The 23,183-nt window shown below is 40.5% G+C and carries 25 protein-coding genes and 1 pseudogene; 17 read left to right on the forward strand and 9 right to left on the reverse strand.

Features of this window, described 5'->3' with window-relative positions:
* From V7L95_RS12870 to hag (V7L95_RS12880), 3 genes and pseudogenes are all read left to right on the forward strand, one after another.
* Positions 1–739, forward strand: a pseudogene (locus V7L95_RS12870) (hypothetical protein); the annotation flags it as partial.
* Positions 740–964: 225 nt separating this feature from the next.
* Positions 965–1,798: a flagellin Hag gene (hag, locus tag V7L95_RS12875; protein ID WP_039168771.1), complete on the forward strand. Its 834-nt coding sequence runs from the start codon at positions 965–967 to the stop codon at positions 1,796–1,798.
* A 288-nt stretch (positions 1,799–2,086) separates the two neighbouring features.
* On the forward strand, positions 2,087–2,908 hold the full coding sequence (hag, locus tag V7L95_RS12880; protein ID WP_008346306.1) for a flagellin Hag: 822 nt from the start codon (positions 2,087–2,089) through the stop codon (positions 2,906–2,908).
* A 27-nt stretch (positions 2,909–2,935) separates the two neighbouring features.
* Here hag (V7L95_RS12880) and V7L95_RS12885 read toward each other — a convergent pair whose 3' ends face one another.
* Positions 2,936–4,405 (reverse strand): FAD-dependent monooxygenase, encoded by a 1,470-nt coding sequence (locus V7L95_RS12885; RefSeq protein WP_074042085.1) that lies wholly within the window; start codon positions 4,403–4,405, stop codon positions 2,936–2,938.
* Between the two features lie 221 nt (positions 4,406–4,626).
* Between V7L95_RS12885 and V7L95_RS12890 the strand changes: the two genes are divergently transcribed.
* On the forward strand, positions 4,627–5,451 hold the full coding sequence (locus V7L95_RS12890) for a methyl-accepting chemotaxis protein (RefSeq protein ID WP_019743472.1): 825 nt from the start codon (positions 4,627–4,629) through the stop codon (positions 5,449–5,451).
* Between the two features lie 40 nt (positions 5,452–5,491).
* On the opposite strand, the gene V7L95_RS12895 is transcribed toward V7L95_RS12890, so the two are convergent.
* The gene (locus V7L95_RS12895; RefSeq protein ID WP_017359605.1) at positions 5,492–5,863 is read right to left on the reverse strand and encodes a DUF5412 domain-containing protein; all 372 of its coding nucleotides are present in this window, start codon (positions 5,861–5,863) and stop codon (positions 5,492–5,494) included.
* A gap of 244 nt (positions 5,864–6,107) precedes the next feature.
* Between V7L95_RS12895 and V7L95_RS12900 the strand changes: the two genes are divergently transcribed.
* Positions 6,108–6,731, forward strand: coding sequence for a poly-gamma-glutamate hydrolase family protein (locus V7L95_RS12900; RefSeq protein ID WP_081114903.1), 624 nt, complete (start codon positions 6,108–6,110; stop codon positions 6,729–6,731).
* Here V7L95_RS12900 and V7L95_RS12905 read toward each other — a convergent pair.
* Positions 6,722–7,306, reverse strand: a complete 585-nt coding sequence (locus V7L95_RS12905; protein ID WP_008346294.1) for an ImmA/IrrE family metallo-endopeptidase — start codon at positions 7,304–7,306, stop codon at positions 6,722–6,724. The two genes, V7L95_RS12900 and V7L95_RS12905, sit on opposite strands and share 10 nt — an antisense overlap.
* Before the next feature lie 303 nt (positions 7,307–7,609).
* Here V7L95_RS12905 and V7L95_RS12910 point away from each other — a divergent pair, with 303 nt between their 5' ends.
* Positions 7,610–8,509 (forward strand): N-acetylmuramoyl-L-alanine amidase, encoded by a 900-nt coding sequence (locus V7L95_RS12910; RefSeq protein WP_035700416.1) that lies wholly within the window; start codon positions 7,610–7,612, stop codon positions 8,507–8,509.
* Here V7L95_RS12910 and V7L95_RS12915 read toward each other — a convergent pair.
* The 6 genes from V7L95_RS12915 to V7L95_RS12940 form a co-directional block, all read right to left on the reverse strand.
* Complete coding sequence (locus V7L95_RS12915) at positions 8,498–8,629, reverse strand: hypothetical protein (protein WP_255201815.1); 132 nt, start codon at positions 8,627–8,629, stop codon at positions 8,498–8,500. The genes V7L95_RS12910 and V7L95_RS12915 overlap by 12 nt on opposite strands.
* A 99-nt stretch (positions 8,630–8,728) precedes the next feature.
* The gene (locus V7L95_RS12920; RefSeq protein ID WP_008346289.1) at positions 8,729–8,905 is read right to left on the reverse strand and encodes a type II toxin-antitoxin system SpoIISB family antitoxin; all 177 of its coding nucleotides are present in this window, start codon (positions 8,903–8,905) and stop codon (positions 8,729–8,731) included.
* The gene (locus tag V7L95_RS12925) at positions 8,874–9,644 is read right to left on the reverse strand and encodes a type II toxin-antitoxin system SpoIISA family toxin (protein WP_048001649.1); all 771 of its coding nucleotides are present in this window, start codon (positions 9,642–9,644) and stop codon (positions 8,874–8,876) included. Before V7L95_RS12925 ends, V7L95_RS12920 begins: the two co-directional genes overlap by 32 nt.
* 343 nt (positions 9,645–9,987) lie before the next feature.
* Positions 9,988–10,986 carry an inorganic phosphate transporter gene (locus tag V7L95_RS12930; RefSeq protein WP_017359158.1) on the reverse strand — a complete coding sequence of 333 codons (999 nt, stop codon included), beginning with the start codon at positions 10,984–10,986 and terminating at the stop codon, positions 9,988–9,990.
* Between the two features lie 15 nt (positions 10,987–11,001).
* Positions 11,002–11,619: a DUF47 domain-containing protein gene (locus V7L95_RS12935; protein WP_017359157.1), complete on the reverse strand. Its 618-nt coding sequence runs from the start codon at positions 11,617–11,619 to the stop codon at positions 11,002–11,004.
* Positions 11,620–11,825: 206 nt separating this feature from the next.
* Positions 11,826–12,284, reverse strand: coding sequence for an ASCH domain-containing protein (locus V7L95_RS12940; protein WP_035392337.1), 459 nt, complete (start codon positions 12,282–12,284; stop codon positions 11,826–11,828).
* Between the two features lie 227 nt (positions 12,285–12,511).
* Here V7L95_RS12940 and ggt point away from each other — a divergent pair, with 227 nt between their 5' ends.
* From ggt to pdhA, 11 genes are all read left to right on the forward strand, one after another.
* Positions 12,512–14,266: a gamma-glutamyltransferase gene (gene ggt / locus V7L95_RS12945; RefSeq protein ID WP_017359155.1), complete on the forward strand. Its 1,755-nt coding sequence runs from the start codon at positions 12,512–12,514 to the stop codon at positions 14,264–14,266.
* Positions 14,267–14,542: 276 nt separating this feature from the next.
* On the forward strand, positions 14,543–15,556 hold the full coding sequence (locus V7L95_RS12950) for a sulfate ABC transporter substrate-binding protein (RefSeq protein ID WP_076822030.1): 1,014 nt from the start codon (positions 14,543–14,545) through the stop codon (positions 15,554–15,556).
* Positions 15,557–15,567: 11 nt separating this feature from the next.
* A complete protein-coding gene (cysT, locus tag V7L95_RS12955; protein WP_017359153.1) occupies positions 15,568–16,413 on the forward strand; it encodes a sulfate ABC transporter permease subunit CysT in 846 nt (281 codons plus the stop codon).
* 5 nt (positions 16,414–16,418) lie between these two features.
* A complete protein-coding gene (cysW, locus tag V7L95_RS12960; RefSeq protein WP_017359152.1) occupies positions 16,419–17,288 on the forward strand; it encodes a sulfate ABC transporter permease subunit CysW in 870 nt (289 codons plus the stop codon).
* Positions 17,289–17,303: 15 nt separating this feature from the next.
* Positions 17,304–18,035, forward strand: a complete 732-nt coding sequence (cysA, locus tag V7L95_RS12965; protein ID WP_340966717.1) for a sulfate ABC transporter ATP-binding protein — start codon at positions 17,304–17,306, stop codon at positions 18,033–18,035.
* A gap of 240 nt (positions 18,036–18,275) precedes the next feature.
* Positions 18,276–18,743 (forward strand): PTS sugar transporter subunit IIA, encoded by a 468-nt coding sequence (locus V7L95_RS12970; protein ID WP_008346265.1) that lies wholly within the window; start codon positions 18,276–18,278, stop codon positions 18,741–18,743.
* A gap of 50 nt (positions 18,744–18,793) precedes the next feature.
* The gene (locus tag V7L95_RS12975) at positions 18,794–20,167 is read left to right on the forward strand and encodes a PTS transporter subunit IIC (RefSeq protein ID WP_007498866.1); all 1,374 of its coding nucleotides are present in this window, start codon (positions 18,794–18,796) and stop codon (positions 20,165–20,167) included.
* A 19-nt stretch (positions 20,168–20,186) separates the two neighbouring features.
* A complete protein-coding gene (locus tag V7L95_RS12980) occupies positions 20,187–20,465 on the forward strand; it encodes a PTS sugar transporter subunit IIB (protein WP_008346262.1) in 279 nt (92 codons plus the stop codon).
* A 62-nt stretch (positions 20,466–20,527) separates the two neighbouring features.
* Positions 20,528–20,974: a hypothetical protein gene (locus tag V7L95_RS12985; protein ID WP_056704883.1), complete on the forward strand. Its 447-nt coding sequence runs from the start codon at positions 20,528–20,530 to the stop codon at positions 20,972–20,974.
* Complete coding sequence (locus V7L95_RS12990) at positions 20,971–22,002, forward strand: alcohol dehydrogenase catalytic domain-containing protein (RefSeq protein WP_056704882.1); 1,032 nt, start codon at positions 20,971–20,973, stop codon at positions 22,000–22,002. The genes V7L95_RS12985 and V7L95_RS12990 overlap by 4 nt, the downstream gene beginning before the upstream one ends.
* Positions 22,003–22,182: 180 nt before the next feature.
* Positions 22,183–23,166 carry a pyruvate dehydrogenase (acetyl-transferring) E1 component subunit alpha gene (gene pdhA / locus V7L95_RS12995; RefSeq protein ID WP_008346257.1) on the forward strand — a complete coding sequence of 328 codons (984 nt, stop codon included), beginning with the start codon at positions 22,183–22,185 and terminating at the stop codon, positions 23,164–23,166.
* Positions 23,167–23,183: the final 17 nt, after the last annotated feature.

The following is a 23,183-nucleotide window of genomic DNA, read 5'->3' on the forward strand; positions in this document are numbered from 1 at the left end:
ACTTTCTGGTGACCGTTCAAGTAAATTATTAAATGAAGTTCAGATTTTTAATCCAAAAGATGGCCAATTTAAAAATTCAGCATATGAATTGCCAGAAGGAAGAGTATCGGCTGTTACAGCAATTGTTGATGATCAATTATATGTCATTGGCGGACGTGACTACTCGTATTCTATGAATAATCTTTCTGTAAAAAGTGATTACAGATCAGTGATTTCTATCCCATTAAAAGACTTACAAATGACTGAAGATGAAGCAAAGTCAGATGATGGGACGACAGAAGAACCGAAAGACCAAGATGGAACAAAACCCGGTGATGATACAATAGAAGAACCGAAAGATCAGGGTGGAACAAAGCCAGGTGATGGTACAACAGAAGAACCGAAAGATCAGGACGGAACAAAGCCAGGTGATGGTACAACAGAAGAACCGAAAGATCAGGACGGAACAAAGCCAGGTGATGATACAACAGAAGAGCCGAAAGACCAAGATGGAACAAAACCAGGCGAAGAAACTGCGAAAGGTATACTTTCTATTACCATGATCAATGGGTTACAAAAGGATTATCTGCTCTCAATGAAAGAAATCAACGATTTTCTTAATTGGTATAAAGAAAGAAGCTTTGGAATCGGAATGAACTTTTATGAGATCAATGATGAACACAATAAAGGACCTTTCACAAGTAAGAAAGATTATGTGGTGTACCAAAACATCTTAATGTTTGATATCAAGCAATATTGATAAAATGAAAGCTGCTGATAATAGATTAGCAGCTTTTTATATTTTACATCATTGTTAAAATTAGGATGAACATCATAAAAAAACAAGATATTTTTTTAAAAATCTGCTAAACATCCTATAACTACGTCCGATAATAGAATTGTCAGGGTTGATAAGCCCTAGAATAAAGGACTTTTTTCAGACAAGGACGTCTGTCAGGTCCCACATACATGGAGGTAATAGGAAATGAGAATTAACCACAATATCGCAGCACTTAACACATTAAACCGTTTGTCTGCAAACAACGGTGCGAGCCAAAAGAACATGGAGAAACTTTCTTCTGGTCTTAAAATCAACCGTGCTGGAGATGACGCAGCAGGTCTTGCAATCTCTGAAAAAATGCGTGGACAAATCCGCGGATTAGAAATGGCATCTAAAAACGCACAAGACGGTATCTCTCTTATCCAAACAGCTGAAGGTGCATTAACTGAAACTCATGCAATCCTTCAACGTATGCGTGAACTAACTGTTCAAGCAGGTAACACTGGTACTCAACAAACTGAAGATTTAACTGCTATTAAAGAGGAAATGGATGCGCTTATCGAAGAAATCGATGGAATTGGTGACCGTACTCAATTTAATGGTAAAAAGTTATTAGATGGTACTGGAGGAACATTTACTTTCCAAATCGGTGCTAACAAAGGTCAGTCTTTAGGAATCACAATTGACAGCATGAAATCCGCTGATTTAGGAACTACTGTAGCAATTAGTGCTATTGATGTAACTGATTTTGCTACTACATCTTTTGATAATCAACTTGATGGAATTGATGAAGCAATTACAGCTGTTTCTGCACAACGTTCTAAACTTGGTGCAGTCCAAAACCGTCTAGAGCACACAATCAACAACCTTGGTGCTTCTGGTGAAAACTTAACAGCTGCTGAGTCTCGTATCCGTGACGTTGACATGGCGAAAGAAATGAGTGAGTTCACTAAGAACAACATTCTTTCTCAAGCGTCTCAAGCTATGCTTGCACAAGCGAACCAACAGCCACAAAACGTACTTCAATTACTACGTTAATGAAAGGCCCCTTGATGGGGCTTTTTTTAATGCCGTTTTTTCTTCGTTTTTTCTCCTTAATTATGATTCTTAAATCCCTATGATAAATCATGAAAAATGACCTTTAAATTTGACATACTCTAGCGAAACAATCATAATGAATAAGACTTTTTCCTTATTTATTCCTTTTTTGTTAAACATATTCCATTAAAGTTCGATAAATGGATTGTAAGGCTTACAAAAAAATTCTAATTTAGAACTTTTGGACATGGATGTCTAATTGGTTCAAACACATGGAGGTCATTTAATATGAGAATTAACCACAATATCGCAGCACTTAACACACTGAACCGTTTGTCTGCAAATAATGGAGCAGGGCAAAAGAACATGGAGAAGCTTTCTTCTGGTCTTCGTATCAACCGTGCAGGAGATGACGCAGCAGGTCTTGCGATTTCTGAAAAAATGCGTGGACAAATCCGGGGGTTAGAAATGGCGTCTAAAAACGCACAAGATGGTATTTCTCTTATTCAAACAGCTGAAGGTGCATTAACTGAAACACATGCGATTCTCCAACGTATGCGTGAGTTGACAGTTCAAGCGGGTAACGTAGGTACACAGCAGACTGAGGATTTAACGGCGATTCAAGATGAGATTAAAGCACTTGTTGAAGAGATTGATGGTATCTCAAGCCGCACAGCATTTAACGGAAAGAACCTTTTAAATGGAGATGTTACAGACGGATTCCAATTCCAAATTGGTGCGAACAAGGAACAACATATTATTGTTGAAATTGGTAAAATGGATGCAGAAACATTAACAGTTAAAGATATTGATGTAAGTGTTGATGGCTTCAATTTTGATACTGAAATTGAAAAAATCGATGCGGCAATCGGCGCTGTATCTAAACAACGTTCATCACTTGGGGCGGTCCAAAACCGTCTAGAGCACACAATCAACAACCTTGGTGCTTCTGCTGAAAACTTAACAGCTGCTGAGTCTCGTATTCGCGACGTTGACATGGCGAAAGAAATGAGTGAGTTCACTAAGAACAACATTCTTTCTCAAGCTTCACAAGCAATGCTTGCACAAGCGAACCAACAGCCACAAAACGTACTTCAATTATTACGTTAATTAAAAGCCCCCGTTGAGGGGCTTTTTTTATGTTGATTTTAGCAACAGATGTAATTGAAAGTCAGGAACAGCTTCATAGAAGAAAGCTCGATTTAATTCATCATTCTTTTGATCCCACCTATGCCACCAGTGGCCGACCTCACCAGTGAAGTCAGCTTGAATCATGTCTTGCAGCTGCTCTAGGTTGATAATTTTTCTTGGTTCTATTAAGAATGAATGCATACGATGATATGCCTCAAGGTATTTAGTTTGTTTTGTTTGAACGGCATATTGTACATAATAATTGAAAAATTCTTGTACAAATGTCAGATGGGGAATGGGGGTTCCTTTTAACTCGACGCCTTCCCATGCCATATCCGCAATTGCACAAAGCCACCAGCCAAGCTCATTGGCGTGCTGCATTTGTTGTAAGGTATGCCGTTCAAAAGAAATAAGCTCATTTTCTTGTGCTTGTTTGAGCATACGCTCAAGTGTCTGTGCCTCAAGAGCTGCCTTTGTCATTCCCTGACCATGTATGGGATCTAATGTGCATAAGGCATCACCCATGACCAATAAGCCGCTTGGCCAATCTTCCATTTGTTCATAGTGGTTTCTGACACAAGCCGGAACTCTAAATCCTTTTGGTTTCGTATAGGGAATTAAATGAGTGATGGCTTCTGCTATCGAGGGATTGGTCAGCCTAGCAGTCTCTGCATCAAACTGATCAGCGTCTGTTGTTGGATAATGAGAATCGCCAGCTGCTGAGAGAAGAACCGCTACTAAATCATGATCTACTCGTTCAAACAGTCCTGTTGGAATTTTCTTCTTTGGCTGTCCAACGATGACCATTGGTTCCAGATTCGGTGCCTCAGGTGGTATTTGGTAGTATCTTGTGCTATAGCCAAGAGACACGATTAGCTCATCTGTCTGCGGCAAGGTTCGCCCTGCGCTTTTCAGCCATTTTGGCAATTTAGACATTCTTCCAGACGTATCAATGACTAAGTCCGCACTCATCTTGTTGATGATTCCAGGCTTTATTCTCCGATCTTTGACCTGTAATCCACTCACTTTAGTCGTTTCTTCTTCAAAAAAAAGAGCGATCGCTTCATGTTTTTCTAAAAATTGAACACGTTCCTCACGTAATATTCTTTGCATCAGCACCCACTCTAGCATGGCACGTCGTGTGACAGCTGTTTCTTCAGTATCCGTAAGTACTAACTCGCCATCTTTTGTCAAAAATCGAGATGTCTGATGCCATGTGTTGTACCCGCCCATTTCGAGTAATTCTTTTGTATAACCAGGAAATAGACGTTCCACTATTTGTTTGCCTAGTGGCAGCATTCTATGTGGATGAAAGGCTTGAGGCGTGCCAAGACGATTTTCAGGAGCGTCGGGCAATTCGTCCTTTTCAATAATCAATACTTCAAGGTAAAAACTTGATAAAACCTTTGCAGCGAGCATTCCCGTTATTCCGCCTCCGATGACGATCGCCCGCTCATACTTCATGGGTTGTGTCACAACATGCGCCTCCAGTGAATATATAAAATGGTTACATGACCATTTCATCATATGTTGATTTTATAAGTATAGCAAATTCTCGTTTTTTTGAATATAGAAAGGAATTGGCATACTTTTTACTCGTAAATATGAAAAAAACTTCAATCATGATCATTATTTTTAAAAAATAATGATCAAATTTAAGAGGAATGACCGATAAATACATTAAGGGGGTAGAGAGAATGGATATACTACAGAGTATTGTAACAGCAGCACCTTATATGATGAAGATTTTAAAAGATGAAGTGACGATGGGGGTCATTGATCGAGAAAAATTCTTGCTGTATTTGCCATCAAAAGATGTGGATTTTCAAATACGGACAGGAGATCCCATTAAACCAGATGATCAGAATATGAAAAATGCGCTTAGAGGCGAAACATCAAGTACATTTGTACCTGAATCGGTGTATGGGACGCCTTTAAATGCAATGGGATTGCCGATTTTCGATGAAAATCAACAAGTCATTGGTGCAATCGCTTTAGGTTTTCCGCTTAAAAATCAAATAGAGCTTGAGGCGTATATGGAGTCATTGAACGACATCATTCAAAGTATTCAAGAAAAAGTGCATGTGGTGGCGGCTCATTCAGAAGAGCTCTCTGCGACAAGTGAGGAAATGACATTCCAAACACAGCAAACACTTGAAAGCTCGAAAAAAACTTCAGATATTACAAAAATGATCAAAGGTATCTCTAAACAAACGAGTTTGCTAGGATTGAATGCTTCAATTGAAGCGGCCAGGGCAGGAAAAGAGGGGGCGGGTTTTAGTGTGGTAGCGAGCGAGGTTCAAAAGCTCTCAAGCGAAACCTCACGTGCAACAGAAAACATAGAAAGCTCATTGCAAGGGATTTCCTCTAATATACATACATTACTTGAGAGTATGGGCCATATGAAAGGGTCATCTTCAGAACAAGCTTTATTAGTGACGGAGTTTAGTGAAATTGTAGATAGGTTGACGACGGTTAGTAAAGAAATGAAAGAATTTATGCAAAAGGTGATGTCAACGTAAAAAACGAATCCAAAAAGGGTTCGTTTTTTTTGCTGGCACGTTATTTTCTATTTTTCTGATCAAAGCGATAATCGTATGTTTCACCTTTGACCACATTTAAAAACTCATGTCCAATTTGTACGAGCTGTGCATTTTCCCATTTGATCAGAGGATCTTTATCAGGGTACTTCCAGTAGATTGTTTTCTTATGATGGGTGAGTTTGTTTTCAATTTCGGCTCTGACCGCATTCTCTTTTAGCTTTCCTCCGCTATGTCGATATGTGTTAATGGTATAGGTTCCATCAGGTGATGATATCGAGCGGATGAATGTGCCGTGAGACACGCCTTGAAGAGAGAAGCATTTCCAGTAAATAATTCCGGCGAAGCTAAGACATAAGATGGCAAGGATGATGGTGGTTTTCTTTTTAAACATGAATTCCTCCAGGTGTAGATCGCAATATTCTAATATATGAGAGAGATTACAAAAAGATTCATATAGTCCAAAAGTTCTATTCATTTCAATTATCGGTCATTTTTTCTCAACATTCAACAGTTAGCCCGTAAAGATAAGGAAAATTTAAGGATGCATTCAGATCACACTGGTTATTCGAAAACACTTTACAAAAGAATTTGCGATCAGTAGACTTATGCTCATATAGAGAAATGGGGCAGATGGAATGAATCAAATCATAGATACGTATCAAAATTATGAAGAGCTTTCCGCTCATGAAAGAAAAGGGATCGACTATCAAATTCTTCATCAGCGGAAAGGGGATCAGCTTCTCGTCCTGTCACCTCATGCGGGAGGAATTGAATCTGGTGTGAGCGAGCTGGTCCATGAAGTAGCAACCGATTATTCTATGTATTTATTCGAGGGCCTTAAAGTGAAAGGCAATCATGTTCTTCATATTACGAGCACACGTTTTGATGAGCCGATTTGTCTTTCTCAAGTGCATACACATCATTATACGTTTGCACTCCACGGCTATGGAGAAACAGACATCCTACAAACTTTAGTTGGCGGTACTGACAGGGAAAAAGCTGCTGAAACAGTGAAGTGTCTCACACAAAATGGCTTCCATGCCTTACTTCTATCTGAATCGGATCAATTTGCTGGAACACATCCTCAAAATATTAATAATCAATGCCTCACAGGAAAAAGTGTTCAAATTGAAATTAGCCAAGCTCAGAGAAGAGCTTTCTTTCAAGACTTTAGGCGGAGCCGTAGACGTGATACACAAACCGAACAATTTTATCAATACACAAATGTACTGAAACAAGTGTTAAGCCTTTATGAATAAACTTCTGACGTCACGTGTGCTGACGCTTTTGTTTGATACGCAGCTTCATTTTCTGCGACCTTGCCGGCTCTCATTAAATAAGAAGTAAATTCTTTTTGAAATTGAATGCCGGCTCTTCGCTGTTCAAATAGAGCAAGCCGTTTTTCAGCAAAAGCCCGAGTGACATGAAATGTTTGAGCAATATGCAAAATGGCTTGCTGCCTAAGGTTTGGGAGCGTCATTTGCAGCAGCATAAAAGTCGGAACACAAAAGTGATACATGAATTGTTTTGCTTGAAACTCTTGCAGTTCTCGAAAGAGCTTGTGCATGTTAAAGTGGTTGCCTGTATGCTTCAGCACATGACAAAGCTCGTGGGCGAAATCCTGCCACTGTTCTTCTGACGATAAGGCTCTGTTTAAAATAATACTGTAAAGACCTTGATGTTTGATCATCATGCTGCCAGTATCCTCGTAGTGTACCCATACATGAAATTCAGCGGCGATCCTATGCATGTCTACATAGGCAGGACCGCTTATTTGCAGTTGAGTGTATAACCGTTTAATATCTTCTTCTAAATGGGTTAAAAAATAAGTCATGTCAAAACCTCCATACAAACGTATGTTCTATTTTTGCCGTAAAAGAAAAGTCCATATAGGACTAAATGGCTAATAAAGCTATCGCTTACTTTTTATATCGGCTTGTTTTTAACAATTTTAACATAAAATCAAAGAAAATTGGAAGTTTTTCCTGTTTTTATTCTGTTTTTTTATAAAGATAAAATGACGATTGAATTCAAATTTTACCATAGTCTTATGACGAAAACAAACAAATTTGTCTTACGTTTGCCACCGATTGATGAGCAAGATCAAACATCAATTTAGCAAAAAGGAGTGCAAAACATGGTACAAATTTATCAAGATTTTATTCCAGTTGGAAACGGAAATCGGCCAGGATATGCTATGACGCCGCTTTATGTAACTGTGCATAACACAGCCAATACATCTAAGGGAGCTGACGCAAAAAGTCATGCGGCATATGTCAAACGCTCAACAACAGAGGTAAGCTGGCACTTCACAGTGGATGACAGAGAAATTTTTCAGCATCTCCCTTTAAATGAAAATGGGTGGCATGCTGGGGATGGACATGGAGATGGCAACCGAAAATCGATTGGCATTGAAATTTGTGAAAACGAAGATGGAAACTTTCAACAAGCTGTCAAACATGCCCAGTGGCTTATTCAAAAGCTTTTAAAAGAACATGGCATTCCATTAGCAAATGTGGTGACGCATCAGCATTGGTCAGGAAAAACATGTCCACGTCTGCTGCTAGCTACATGGGATGAATTTAAAAGAGGAATTGAGACTGCAGGTGATCCGGAAACGGTGATCACATATGTGGTGAAAAGCGGGGATACGCTAACGAGTATTGCCAAAGCCCATGGTGTCACAGTGAGTGATTTACAGACATGGAATCAGATTAGTGACCCGAACATGATTCGAGTTGGACAAGTTCTCAAGATTTATCATGCAGAAGAAAAGCTCAGTTATGAACTGCCGGATGGGGTGTTAAAGGTGACATCACCTCTGACAAAAGGGGAGCATGTACGTCTCGTCCAAAAAGCGCTTGCTGCTGTGTATTTTTATCCTGACAAAACAGCTGCAGATAAGGGCATTGATGGCGTTTATGGGGAAAAAACAGCCAATGCCGTCGCGCGATTTCAACTGATGAATGGTCTAACAAGTGATGGAGTATACGGTCCTAAAACAAAAGTGAAGTTGCTTCAACTATTAAATCAGTGAGTCTTTCTTTTTGGCCGCTTGAATGACGGCTTCACTTTTTTCATGTAATCGGCAGATATAAGGGGATGGCTTAAATTCAGCAAACTGAACATACCTCAATTGTTTAAGTTTCTTTTTCATATTGGCACCTCAATCGTTGCAGCAGTTGGTTTTATTGTATGCAAGTAGATGTGAAAACGGAAGTAGGACGCGGATAAAGTTCCGCGTCCTTTAGTGTAATCAAGCTTTTTTATTTTTATACTCATCTAGGAGCTGTTCATTCTTTTTGAAAATACGCTCCGTATGGGGACTTACTTTGTAATCAGCCATACTAATATGGCGCTTTTTCTTTAAAATCTTAAATGGGTTTTTCTTGCGATTGTTATTATCCCCTTGAAGTGCGTGTTCCATCTTCATCACCTTCCTCTTCGTCAGGCAAGATTAGGTCATAAATCGTTGTAAGTGAAGTCATTAATAAATAGTCGAATTCAGTGACAATATCCTCAGAGGTCAGCTTAATCACAAAGTGTGCATCCGCTACTGAAAACGGGATGAGAACCAATTTGCCGTAATCATCGTAATACACTTCCTGCCTGTCAAGCTTTGCTTGAATGAGCGCTCTCTGATCAAGTGTCCGCAGCAGGTCATCTTTTTGCTCCTGCGTATCATAAGGACAAAGAACTGCTTGAATATTCATTTTTTCTGCAAAAGAATAGATCAGTCGTTCAATTCCCTCTATATAAGCTTCTATACTTCCATAATATACATGGATCGGTTCGTTTTTCAATAGGTATTGGTACGTTTTTAGTTTATTGAGGTAAGAATGAAGCAGGTCGTTATTTTGTTCTAGGAGTTGATGGGTGTCGGTTTCAAGTTCATGATTACCGAGTTTTTTAATATAGGAGCTGAGGAAAATAAAGGCATCAGTTAATGCGAAAAAAACAGCAATAATCAGGTAGTGCATCCAATCGGTGAAGATTGAAGCAGGGTCATATGTCCAGTACACAACAGCACCCGCTACATAAATCCAATACCACGTTTTACGAATCGCAAACATCTTTTCTTTTACTTTTTGTTCAAAGCGCCATACCGCAAATACATATACAGCAAGAGCACCTAGCAATAACCAAACAGTCAATTGAAAAAATAATAGCATGTTCTTCTCTCCCATAGACAGATGGATACTTATTTATTTCTATGGATATGATTGGAAACCCTGCTTCATGAAAAAATGGCTTGCAGAAAAAGAGCATTTGAGCATGCAAACAAATAAAAAAAGACCTGTTAGACAGGTCTCAGCGTGTAGACAAACCCTCGCATTCTTTGTCAGACCTGCGCGCTGGTACTCACGAATGACAAATTCGCTCCGTGCCAGTACTCGTCCTTCCTAGACTGCAAAGGTTTTCTATCACACTGAAAAGAAGACAAAGGGCTAAAATAAAGTTCATTTTAGCCCTTTGTCAACTATCTGAAAAGACCTGTTAGACAGGTCTTTGATATTAGAGAATCGCATTTAACACAAAGTATATAAGTGCCCCTAGAGTTCCCGAAATCGGTAATGTGATCACCCAAGTGACAAGCATACGTTTTGCCGTACCCCAGTTGACTCCTTTTACTCTATGTGCAGATCCTACACCTAGAATAGAAGATGAGATCACGTGAGTGGTACTAACCGGTAAGTGAATAAATGTTGCACCGAAGATAATAGCTGCACCCGTTAAGTCTGCAGATACTCCGTTTACTGGACGAATCTTCATGATTTTACCGCCGACTGTTTTAATAATCTTCCAGCCGCCAATAGACGTACCTAGTCCCATTGCAAGCGCACAAGAGAATTGTACCCAGAAAGGAATGTCGTCTGTTGTATGCAAATTACCTGCAATTAAAGCCATCGTAATAATTCCCATCGCTTTTTGCGCATCGTTTGTTCCGTGGGTATATGATTGCAGTGCAGCCGTTAAAATTTGAACACGTCGGAATTGTTTATTTGTTTTTGCGAGATTGTTGTTTCGGAATATAATTTTGATAATGGTATACACGATATATCCCAAAACAAAAGCCAGGATAGGTGAAAGCAAAAGTGCTTGAATGATTTTAATGAATCCCGAATAGTTTAAAGCGCCAAAACCAGCAGAGGCAATAACAGCTCCTGCAATTGATCCGATCAGTGCATGTGAAGAACTACTCGGAATCCCGTAATACCAAGTAAGCAAGTTCCAAGTAATGGCTGCAATTAAAGCAGCCAAAATGACGACAGATCCGTTTTGAAGTGTAAAAGGATCTGCGATGTCTTTTGTAATGGACTTTGCCACACCTGTAAATGTCATTGCTCCTAAGAAGTTCATGAACGCTGCCATAATAATAGCATGTCTAGGCTTTAACGCTTTTGTTGAAACTGAAGTGGCAATGGCATTTGCTGTATCGTGGAATCCGTTAATGAAATCAAAAGCAAGTGCACAAATGACAATAAGTATGGTAAGGATGAGTAATGTATCCATGTTTAACTAACCCCGTTACGCATTCTTCATAATGATTGTTTCTAGATTGTTGGCAACACTTTGACAGGAATCTGCGATTTCTTCAAGTGTTTCGTAAATTTCTTTGTATTGAATGACCTTAATTGGATCCGTTTCTTTTCCAAACAAGTTCTTTAGTGATTTGCGGTGAAGATTGTCACAATTATGCTCAATCTCTTTAATTTTGATTGCGTGCGGATGAATATCTTTCAAGCGATTATCAGCCAGTAATTCAATAGTCGTTAAAATTTCTTTCGCACATTCTCTGATGTAGTGGCTGAATTTGTCGATATGTTCGTCAGAGCTTGTAATTGAATAAATTTCTAAAGTTGCTGAAAAATGCTCAATGCCGTCTAAAACATCGTCGAGGCTATTCGTCAATTGAAGAATGTCTTCACGTTCAATCGGTGTAATAAAGGCTTTGTTCAGCTCTTTAATCATGGTATGAACATGATTATCACCTTTTGTCTCATATTCCTTCAATGTGTCAGAAAATTCTTTCAGAGTGGTTTGATTTGTTACTTTATAGCTAACAAAATACTCAGCAGTTTCATCTAAATTTTTAGCAATTTCCGTTAACAAGACGGAAAACTTGTCTTTTTTCCTTTTTAACATGTAAAAACCCTCCATTGTATAAATGAGACAATGCACACATCAAATAATTATATATTCTTTTGTCGAAAAAAAACAGGTGTAGTCGAAAATTTCTTCACTTTTTCTATTTGATCTTATTCTGACCTAAAGATGTGATCTCAACTCACCTTTTTCAGAAAGGGGAAAAGAAAGCAAAAAAGCGGACCATTTTTGGCACCGCTTAAAAGTTAAGAAGCTGAATAAACAAGCTTAAACCGCTCACAAACAAGAAGCATATCTTCCTTAAATGTTAATCCGTACGGCTTAAGGGCTTCTGTGAAAAATTCTTCATGTTCTTTGTACCAATAGTCATATGAAAGATCGCCTTCACCTTCTGCTTTTGCAAATGATTCAGGAACCTCATTCATTGGCATGATATCTACTTGTGTGATCTCTATGATGGCTTTTGGTTCCTCCCTGCTGTCCAAAATGACCGCATATTGACCGGGTTTTGGAAGAGGCTCTTGTTCTTTTTCGTAAAAAAGGTATCCAGAACAAGTGGCTGTTTTTTTCCCTTGTTGTACAAGGTCAAGCAAGTGATCTGGATCTGCGCCAAATGCCCAAGCAGAAACAGAGGCGTGATCAGGAGTTTTTTCTGATTTTTCCTCCCAATAAGATTCCCAAAATAAAGTGCTTTTGTGGTTCATCCTTTTTCCCCCTTTGTTATGAGTTTATTATATCGTGAAGTTTCAAACTTGGAAATCGTATGTCTTTATTACTACAAACTGTGCATGTCATATGTTTTGAAAACATGTGTTTTGTTCGGCAGATATAGGATGATAGAATGAAAAATTTTGAAATTTTAGAATAATCTATTGTATTCTGGTCAAGAAGTCGGTAAGGTCAAAGTAAGAATATGGAAGGGGTGTTGTTCATGAAACGCATTTCTCTAACTGTTTTGTCCATATGTCTGTTTGTTTTCTCGTTTTTCCTGCCGGTCAGCCAAGTCACTGCAAACGAAACTCATGGGAATAAAGTAGCTGTTGGCAAAGATGGTATGGTGGCTACTGCACATCCGCTTGCATCGGAGATTGGTGCTGACGTATTGAAAAAAGGTGGGAACGCAGTGGATGCTGCTGTTGCCATTCAGTACGCACTTAACGTAACAGAGCCAATGATGTCTGGAATTGGCGGTGGCGGATTTATGATGGTATATGATGGGAAGACAAAGGAAACTTCCATCATCAATAGCAGAGAGCGAGCACCACAGGGCGCAACACCTGACATGTTTTTAACAGATGATGGAAAAGTGATTCCGTTTGCTGAGCGATCTACACATGGAAATGCGGTAGGTGTTCCAGGGACTGTAAAAGGTCTTGAAGCTGCATTAGATAAGTGGGGTACTCGTTCTATGAAGGAATTGATTGAGCCCTCCATTCAACTTGCAGAAGATGGTTTTGAAATTGATTCTGTCTTGGCAAAAGCGATTGATGATCATCAAGGAAAATTGAAAAAAACGGCCGCAGCGCCAATTTTTCTTCCGAATGATCAGCCGCTCGAAGAAGGAGATCTGCTTGTCCAGCCAGGTCTTGCAAAAACATTTAAACTCATTGCGAAAAAAGGAAGCAAAGCGTTTTATGAAGGAAAAGTAGCAAAGGCACTTGCAAATACAGTTCAAGATTTTGGCGGGACGATGACTTCAAAAGATATCAAACGTTATGAAGTCAAGACTGACAAGCCAATCTGGGGAGACTATAAAGGATATCAGCTTGCAAGCATGCCTCCACCAAGCTCAGGCGGGGTGTTTATGCTACAAATTCTCAAAATACTTGACCATTTTAACCTGTCTCAGTATGACCCCAAATCATTCGAAAAATATCAGCTACTTGCTGAAACAATGCACCTCTCCTATGCTGACAGAGCCGCATATGCCGGCGACCCCGAATTCGTAGATGTTCCACTAAAAGGACTACTAGACGATGATTACATTTCAGAAAGAGCCTCTCTCATTCAATTAGATCAAATGAATCGCAGCCCGAAAGAAGGAGATCCTTGGGCATATGAGGATGAAAAAAATCCATCCCCAATTGTTCCTCAGCCAGAAGATAAAACCATTGGTGAGACGACCCATTTTACTGTTGCAGATCAGTGGGGAAATGTTGTGTCATTCACCACTACCATTGAACAATTATTTGGTACAGGGATTCTTGTTCCAGAGTATGGATTTTTCTTAAATAATGAACTAACTGATTTTGATGCACGACCTGGCGGTGCAAATGAAGTCCAGCCAAATAAACGTCCATTATCAAGTATGACCCCGACGATCATTTTTAAAGATGGAGAGCCTGTCATGACTGTTGGATCTCCTGGTGGAACGACGATCATTGCTTCTGTTTCACAGACGATTCTCAATTTACTTGAATATGACATGGAGCTTCAGGATGCGGTAGAAGAGCCAAGAATCTACACAAACAGCTTAACTTCGTATCGTTATGAAGTAGGCGTCCCTCTAGATGTAAGAACAAAGTTAAATGATATGGGTCACCAGTTTGGCAGTTCACCTATTGATATAGGGAATGTGCAAGCTTTACTGATTGATCGAAAAGCAGGGACATTCACTGGAGTAGCTGATTCTACGAGAAATGGAACTGCTGTTGGTGTCAATCTAAAGGTAGCTGCAGATCAATAGCATTTCCCGGGAAAAGAAGCGCCTCATCAAGAAGGCGTTTCTTTTTTTCATTAAAATAAAAACACAGTTGACACCTGTGAATAGTTTGAATAATATATAGACTAACATCAATCATACATAGCTGATCGGACAACCGAAGGCTCTTGGCATTGACGTACAGGACTTTTTTGTACTTCAATCGCTGAGGGCCTTTTTTGCGTATAGAACTGAAAACGGCAAGGTTGGTGTCACTATTCAATGTGAAAGGGAGCGGATAACGTGAAAAAATGGATATGGATGTCTATTGCGATCACACTTTTCATCATCACAAGTGCTGCATGCTCAAATGCGAATGAAGCCTCAAATCAAAAGGGAAAGGTTGAGCTGTTGAATGTGTCATACGATCCTACCCGTGAATTGTATCAGGAATACAATCAAGCCTTTCAGACTTATTGGAAAGAAAAAACCGGTGAAGATGTGACAATACAGCAGTCTCATGGAGGGTCAGGTAAGCAGGGGAGATCGATTATTGATGGACTCGAAGCAGACGTGGCTACACTTGCTCTTGGATACGACATTGATGCCATTGCAGATCGAGGGCTACTTTCAAAGGATTGGCAAAAAGAATTTCCGAATCAGTCCACACCTTATACGTCTACGATTGTGTTTCTTGTGAAGAAAGGAAACCCCAAAAATATTAAAGACTGGGATGACTTGATTCAGCCAGGTGTATCTATCATCACACCAAATCCAAAAACGTCAGGCGGTGCAAGATGGAATTATTTAGCCGCATGGGCATATGCAGATAAAACCTTTCATGGGGATGAAGAAAAAACGAAGGATTTTGTGAAAAAGTTATATGAACATGTCGAGGTGCTCGATTCAGGTGCTCGTGGCGCCACAACAACTTTTGTCGAGCGCGGTCTTGGTGACGTGTTAATTGCTTGGGAAAATGAAGCCTATTTGACACTGCATGAATTAGGCAAAGACAAATTTGAGATTGTCAGTCCCTCCATTAGTATTCTAGCAGAGCCGCCCGTTGCCGTTGTCGACCAAAATGTGAAACGAAAAGGAACAGAGAAAGTGGCAAAGGCTTATTTAGATTATTTGTATTCTAAAAAAGGACAGGAAATTGCGGCGAAAAATTATTATCGACCAAGAAATCAAGAAGTGCTAAACAAATATAAAGATCAATTTAAAGAGATTGATATGGTGACCATTGATCAGGCATTTGGCGGATGGCGAAAGGCGCAGAAAAGATTTTTTGATGATGGCGGATTATTTGATCAAATATATAGCGGACAAAAATAGGGGGCGACGTGATGAAGAAAGGCTATACTGCCGCCAATAAAAGAAAACGTGTATTGCCTGGATTCGGGCTGAGTCTCGGAGTGACACTTGTTTATGTCAGTGCGATTGTCGTGATTCCTTTATCTATGGTATTTATTTGGACGGCTTCATTAGGAGCAGAAGGAATTTGGAATGTCTTTAGTGATGCGCGGGTGCTAAAGTCGCTGCAGCTTACGGTTACGACTTCTTTTGCAGCTGCACTCATCAATGCAGGTTTCGGTGTACTGATCGCATGGGTTCTCACGCGGTACTCGTTTCCAGGAAAGAACATCCTGGATGCCCTCATCGATTTGCCGTTTGCTCTTCCAACGGCAGTGGCTGGCATCGCTTTGACGACTCTTTATTCTCCGAATGGGTGGATTGGGCAATTTTTGCATGTGAAGGTGGCATACACCCCGCTCGGGATTATCTTGGCACTGATTTTTATTGGCATTCCATTTGTCATAAGAACGGTTCAACCGGTCATTGAGGGGCTTGAGCAGGAAGTGGAAGAGGCCGCAGCCATACTTGGTGCTACAAGAAAACAGACCTTTTTTCATGTACTGCTGCCTGCCTTGTTTCCAGCGGTAATGACTGGATTTTCTCTTGCATTTGCAAGAGCACTCGGTGAATATGGCTCCGTTGTGTTTATAGCGGGAAATATTCCGTTTAAAACAGAGATTACACCACTGATGATCATGTCTAAGCTTGAGCAGTATGATTATCAAGGTGCCGCAGCCATTGCCTGTTTCATGCTGCTCTTATCATTTGTCATTTTGTTATTGATTCACGGATTGCAGTGGTTTGTCGAGCGGAAAAAACAAGTGGAAGTGAGGTGAGACGATTGGAAAGGGAGCTTCTTAAAGAGCACCGCATCAAGTACAGGAGTCCTGTGACGGAATCAAAAGCGGTGAAGAGTATGTTGATTAGTGTGGTGTATGCTTTTTTGATTTTGTTTTTACTCATGCCGTTGATTGCTGTGTTTTCAAAGGCTTTTGAGAAAGGATGGAGTTCTTATCTTCTTGCCATCTCACATCCAGACACGCTTGCGGCAATTAAATTGACTGTTTTCATTGTGATGATCACATTGCCGCTTCAAATGATTTTTGGGATCAGTGCTGCTTGGCTCATCACAAAATTTCATTTCCCGGGAAAACGTTTGTTAACAACTGTCATTGATCTTCCGTTTGCGGTGTCACCTGTCATTGCAGGACTTGTATTTGTACTTTTATTTGGTTCAAATGGACTTTTAGGACCGTGGCTTTTAGCAAATGGATGGAAAGTGATTTACTCTGTACCGGGGATGATTCTTGCGACCATCTTTGTGACATTTCCTTTTGTTGCGAGAGAGTTAATTCCGTTTATGCAAAATGAAGGCATTCATGAGGAAGAAGCATCGCTTACGCTTGGTGCCAGTGGGTGGAAGACCTTTTTCCTTGTGACACTTCCAAATATAAAATGGGCCCTTTTTTACGGCGCCATTTTAGCAGGGGCAAGGGCGATTGGTGAATTTGGTGCAGTGTCAGTTGTATCCGGTCATATCCGCGGAATGACAAATACAATGCCGCTTCATATAGAAATTCTATACAACGAGTATCAATTCCAAGCGGCTTTTGCCGTGGCCTCTCTCATGGCGTTTGTTGCGGTCATCACATTAATCATCAAGCAGATCATTCAGCAGAGAGATCACAGGCTTGGCAAGCGTTCAAAATAAATGGAGGGATCAGCCTTGGGGATTACAGCGAAACAAATATCAAAGCAATTTGGGCAGACGAAGGTTTTGCAAAACGTGGATTTGACGATCGGAAATGGGGAATTAATATCCTTATTAGGACCATCTGGATCAGGTAAGACGACTTTATTAAGAATTATTGCAGGGCTTGATGATGCGAATACAGGGCAGATCTTATTTGGAGAACAGGATTATACTCACATTCCAGTGCGAAAACGGCAAATTGGTTTTGTCTTTCAGCAATATGCGCTTTTTCGAAATATGACGGTATTTGATAATGTGGCTTATGGATTGAAGATGAAACCTAGAGGAGAAAGGCTGCCTAAAAAAGACATCAAAGAGCGGGTGCATGAGCTGCTGAAAGTTGTTCAATTAACGCAGTATGAACACCGTTATCCAGAGCAGCTGTCAGGTGGACAAAAGCAACGTGTAGCACTCGCACGTGCTCTAGCCGTTAAACCGAAAGCTCTTCTCTTAGATGAACCTTTTGGTGCACTAGATTCAAAGGTGAGAAAAGACTTAAGACATTGGCTGAAAAAAGTTCATCAAGAATTTCAAATGACGACCATCTTTGTGACGCATGATCAAGAAGAAGCGTTTGATATCGCTGATCGTGTTGTGGTGATGAATGAGGGCAGAATCGAAAAAATCGGCACCAAAAAAGAAATGGCAGAGCAGACAGACAACCTTTTTGTAGCTGAATTTTTAGATATAGGAAGCCATATTTAACAAGAAGTTGATGTGATGTAATGAAAGAGATGCGGCAAAAAGCTGCATCTTTTTTTATAAAAATTTTCCTAGGAACATTGACTTATAATTTCGAATATTATAATATCTTTACAAAGGTAACAGTACTGAACATTTTATAAAACATCTATTTGTAAGCGCTTTAAAAAAGGTTCTATTTTAAAATGTTCATTCTTTTTGTTACATGTGTTCATATTTATACCAAATGAAAGGGGTGGTTGTTTGAACAGTTTGTTTGAGTTAGATCAACAGCTGATTGAGCTGCAATACGAAGCATCTTCAAGTGAGGAGGTGACTGCCTATTTAGCAGAAAGGTTAGAAACTGGAGGTTATATTAAATCGAGCTTTTTACCAGCAGTGCTTGAAAGAGAAAAAACATATCCGACCGGTCTTCCTCTTGCGACCTTTGGGGTAGCCATTCCCCATACAGATCCTGAACATGTAAACAAACCGGCGATCAGTGTAGCGACATTAAAGGAACCTGTTATTTTTCATAAGATGGGAAGCCCTCATGAGACAGTTCAAGCCAAAATTGTGTTCGTTCTGGCAATCTCTGAACCTAGTAAGCAGCTCGTGATGTTAGAGAAACTGATGACGCTTTTCAGAAAAGAAGAAGTGATGACAAGTTTATCTCACATGACATCGTATGAAGAAGCTGTTGATGTACTTCAAAAAGAATTAAACCAATAGCTATTCATGACATAATGTAAGCGCTTTATTTAAAATCAGGAGGTGGATGTATGATCAAGCAAGCCGTCGATTTCATCTTAGACTTAGGGCCAACAATTATGCTCCCAATTATTATGACGTTATTCGGTATGATTTTAAGGCAAGGATTTAAAAAATCCTTCCGTGCAGGTATTACGATCGGAATTGGATTTGTCGGGGTCAATCTTGTCATTAATTTACTTGTAAGCGGTCTTGGACCAGCAGCCAAAGCCATGGTCAATTCTCTTGGATTAAAGCTTGATATTTTAGATGTCGGCTGGCCGATTGGAGCCGCCATTTCATTTGGTACACCTGTTGCTCCTTTGATGATTCCTCTTGTGCTCTTGTTAAATGTCATTTTGCTGTCTGTTAACTTTACGAAAACATTGAATGTGGATATTTGGAATTTCTGGCATTTGATTTTCGCTGCTTCTGTTACTTACTACGCTTATCATAATATGTTCTTAGCTCTTGCCGTTGGTTTAATCGTTTCTGCGATTACACTAAAACTAGCCGATTGGACGGCACCGACGATTGAACACCATTTCGGATTAAAAGGCGTATCGATGGCTCATGCTGAAACGGTCAACTTCGCTCCGCTCATGTATGCGTCAAACCGCGTGATTGATAAAATCCCTGGTTTAAACAAAATTCATGCGGATCCAGAAACTTTGAAAAAACGTTTTGGCATCTTTGGTGAACCACTTGTGATGGGTCTTATACTTGGTATCATTATTGGTCTTCTTGGTGGCTATGATGCAAAAGGTGTCATGACCCTTGGAATTCAAATGGCTGCAGTGCTTGTGTTAATGCCAAGAATGGTTGCTTTATTAATGGAAGGACTTATTCCAATCTCTGAGGGTGCTCGTTCTTATATTCAAAAGCGTTTCCCTGGAAAAAATGTCTATATTGGTTTGGATACAGCGATTGTCATTGGTCATCCAGCCAATATGGCTGTAGCCCTTTTGATGGTGCCAATCACCATTTTGCTCGCTGTCGTTCTTCCCTACAATGGTATGCTGCCGTTTGCAGACTTATCGGTTCTGCCATTTACAGTGGTATGGGCAGTAGCTGCCGCTCGTGGGAATATTATTCGCGGCCTCATTAACAGTATTTTTACTTTAATGATTGTTTTCTTCATTGCAACGAACCTTGCACCACTCGCCACAACAATGGGGAAAGCAGTTGGTTTCGACTTCCCAGAAGGGGCAAATATGATCTCTGGTATTGATCTTGGTTCACACGTCATTCCTTGGATCATGGTGAGACTTCTTGATCCGAGCAACCCTTACTTCATTGCAGCGATTGTCTGTGCACTGGCATATGCGCTTCTTTGGTACTGGGTGCGAAATGATATTAAAAAGCAGTATGCAAAAGAAATGGGCTTAGATCAGAAAGATCAATAAATGAGCTGGAGGGATTCTCATGGCAAAAAAAATATTAGTATCTTGTGGAACGGCAGTTGCTACGTCAACGGTTGTAGCAAAAAAGGTAGAAGAGACATTAAAGGAAAAAGGATACGATGTCATCGTTGAACAGTGTAAGGCATCTGAGGTTCCGCAGAAAGCGGAGGGTGCTGATTTAATTGTGACGACAACGCCTGTTAGTGATACAAAAGGAACGCCTGTGATTCAAACGTTGTCTTTTTTAACGGGATTTGGCATTGAAGAGGATATTGAAAAAATTATCGATCATATTAAGTGAACGATGGTTGCGTGGAGGAGCTGCGAAAGCTCCTTCCATGTCATTTGAAAGGAGGAGCTCTCATGCAGCAGCATGCTTATAGCCGAACGTCTGCCATGTTTTCTATTTTCCTTCCGGCCTTGTTAATATGTGTGTTTTTTCTCTGGTCTCTTTATACGTTGATGTCGGCAGGACCTGAGCCATTAGCTGTGTTAGGTGTCTATACGCTGCCTATCCTTATGCTTTCTAGCATCACTGGCCTGAATCAGCCAACGAATATCATGATTAGTGAAGATGAGCTGAAAATAGGTGCTTTTGGCAGGTGGCACACATATGTCGTGTCCGATATTAAAGGAAAATTGTTTTTAAAACCATATCCTCATATCGGGAAAGTATATGTCAGAGTGGGACCTGCGCGAATATTTGGCGGACGCTACTGGATTTCAAGTGAGATGAGTGAGTACAAGCAGCTCGTTCAATCCTTGCAGAGTCTTGCGACATGTGATGAAAAGGAGGATGCGGCTAAATGAAATCAGCTGTCTTTTATTCTTCAGAGGACATTCGTTACGAGGAGCGGAAGCGGCCAGCCATTGGTGATGATGAAGTATTATTAAAAATGCGTGCCTGCGGGTTATGCGGGACGGATATTTATAAAGCGACACATGAGACGGTACCTCCTGGCACAGTGCTAGGGCATGAAATCGCTGGTGACATTATCGAAACAGGCCGTCACGTCACACATGTTCAAACGGGAGACAGGGTGTATGTAGCGCATCATGTCCCTTGTTTTACTTGTGACTTTTGTCAAAGAGGATTTTATACAATGTGCCCGCAATTTGCAGCCACAAATGTAGAGCCGGGCGGTTTTTCGGAATATATTCGTGTTCCTGCTTTACATGTGAAGCATACAATGGGCAAACTCCCACATGACGTCTCATATGAACAAGGAGCGATGGTCGAACCGGTTGCCTGCTGTCTTCACGGCTTTGAAAGGGCGCCCGTTCATCCTGGAGATTCGGTGTTGATTCTTGGAGCGGGGCAAATTGGCTGCATTCAATTACAGCTTGCCAAATATTATTTGGCTGGAAAAGTGATGATCACAGACGTAAATGAGAACAGGCTCCTTCAAGCAAGAAATCTTGGGGCGGACGTCGCCTTTCATCCAGCATCTGAGCCAGTAGAAAACCGCGTCATGAAAGAAACAGGTGGAAAGGGAGCGGACCTTGTTATTATTTCTGTGGGGAGCAGTGCGCTTTTAAAAGAAGCATTTCAAGCTGTCGCAAGAGGCGGAACGATTTTGGTCTTTGCTCACTTTCCGAAAGGGGATGTCTCCATTCCAGCAGAACGTTTTTTCCATGATGAAGTGAAAGTAGTCGGAGCTTATTCGTCGCATCCATACCATTATCGTGAAGCGCTGGAGCTCTTAAAAGCAAAGGTCGTTCATACAGAAAAAATGGTGACGCATCGATATCCATTAAGTCAGCTTCGTCAGGCGATAGAATGCGCTAGGCATCCAGAAGGTGAAAGCGTCAAAATTATGATGTATCCAGATGAATGAGAATGTACGAGATGGAGAGAAAGAGAAGGTCTTTGGAAAAGGGCTTTGCCTTTCTCTTTTTTTCTGAAAAAAGATGAAAACGCTTAAAAAATAAACGGAAATGCTTGACTTCAATGAGAGTTAAACGTATGATAATTACAAATGTAACACATAAGAACAAATGTAAAGGGGAGAGAAGAAATGCAAAAACAAATCACTTTGCCTGAACAGATTAGTCATGAGAAATTAGCAGATTTATATAAACAAATGTGGTTAGTAAGATATTTTGATGAAAAGGTCGATCAATTCTTTGCTAAAGGATTAATCCATGGAACGACCCATTTATGTGTTGGACAGGAAGCATCGGCTGTTGGATCTATTGCTGTGTTAAAGGATGAAGATAAGATTGTCAGTACACACCGCGGACATGGTCACTGTATTGCAAAAGGTGCAGAGGTCAATAAAATGATGGCTGAACTGTTCGGACGTGAAACAGGTTACTGCAAAGGAAAAGGCGGTTCCATGCATATTGCCGATTTAGAAAAAGGAAACCTTGGGGCAAATGGAATTGTTGGCGGCGGTATTCCACTTGCAACAGGTGCGGCGCTCACGTCCAAGATGAAAAAGGAAGGCTTTGTGGTCCTTTGTTTCTTCGGAGACGGCGCCACAAATGAAGGCAGCTTCCATGAAGCGCTGAATCTTGCTTCCATTTGGGATTTACCTGTTGTGTTTATTTGTGAAAACAACCAATACGGCATGTCTGGTCCTGTGAAAGAAATGATCAACATTGAAGACATCTCAACAAGAGCAGAAAGCTACGGAATGCCAGGGAAAACAGTTGATGGAAATGACATGGTTGAGATCATGAATACAGTAGATGAAGCGGTAAGCCGTGCAAGAGCTGGAGAAGGGCCATCACTCATTGAAATGAAAACGTATCGCTGGAAGGGTCACTCAAAGAGTGATGCGAAAAAATACCGTACACGTGAAGAAGAGACAGAATGGAGACAAAAAGACGGAATTAAACGCTTTAAGTCACTCTTAATGGAGCTAGATGTTCTGACAGAAGAGCAGGCTGCTCGTTTACAAGAAGAAGCGAAGCAAGAGATCGAGGCATCTGTTGAATTTGCGAAAAATAGTAAAGAACCATCAATTGACACACTATTAGAGGATGTATACGCCTAATTAGGAGGGGAATCACG

The sequence above is a fragment of the Bacillus sp. PPSBB_11 genome (assembly GCF_038023285.1).
Taxonomy (GTDB): Bacteria; Bacillota; Bacilli; order Bacillales; family Bacillaceae; genus Bacillus; species Bacillus altitudinis.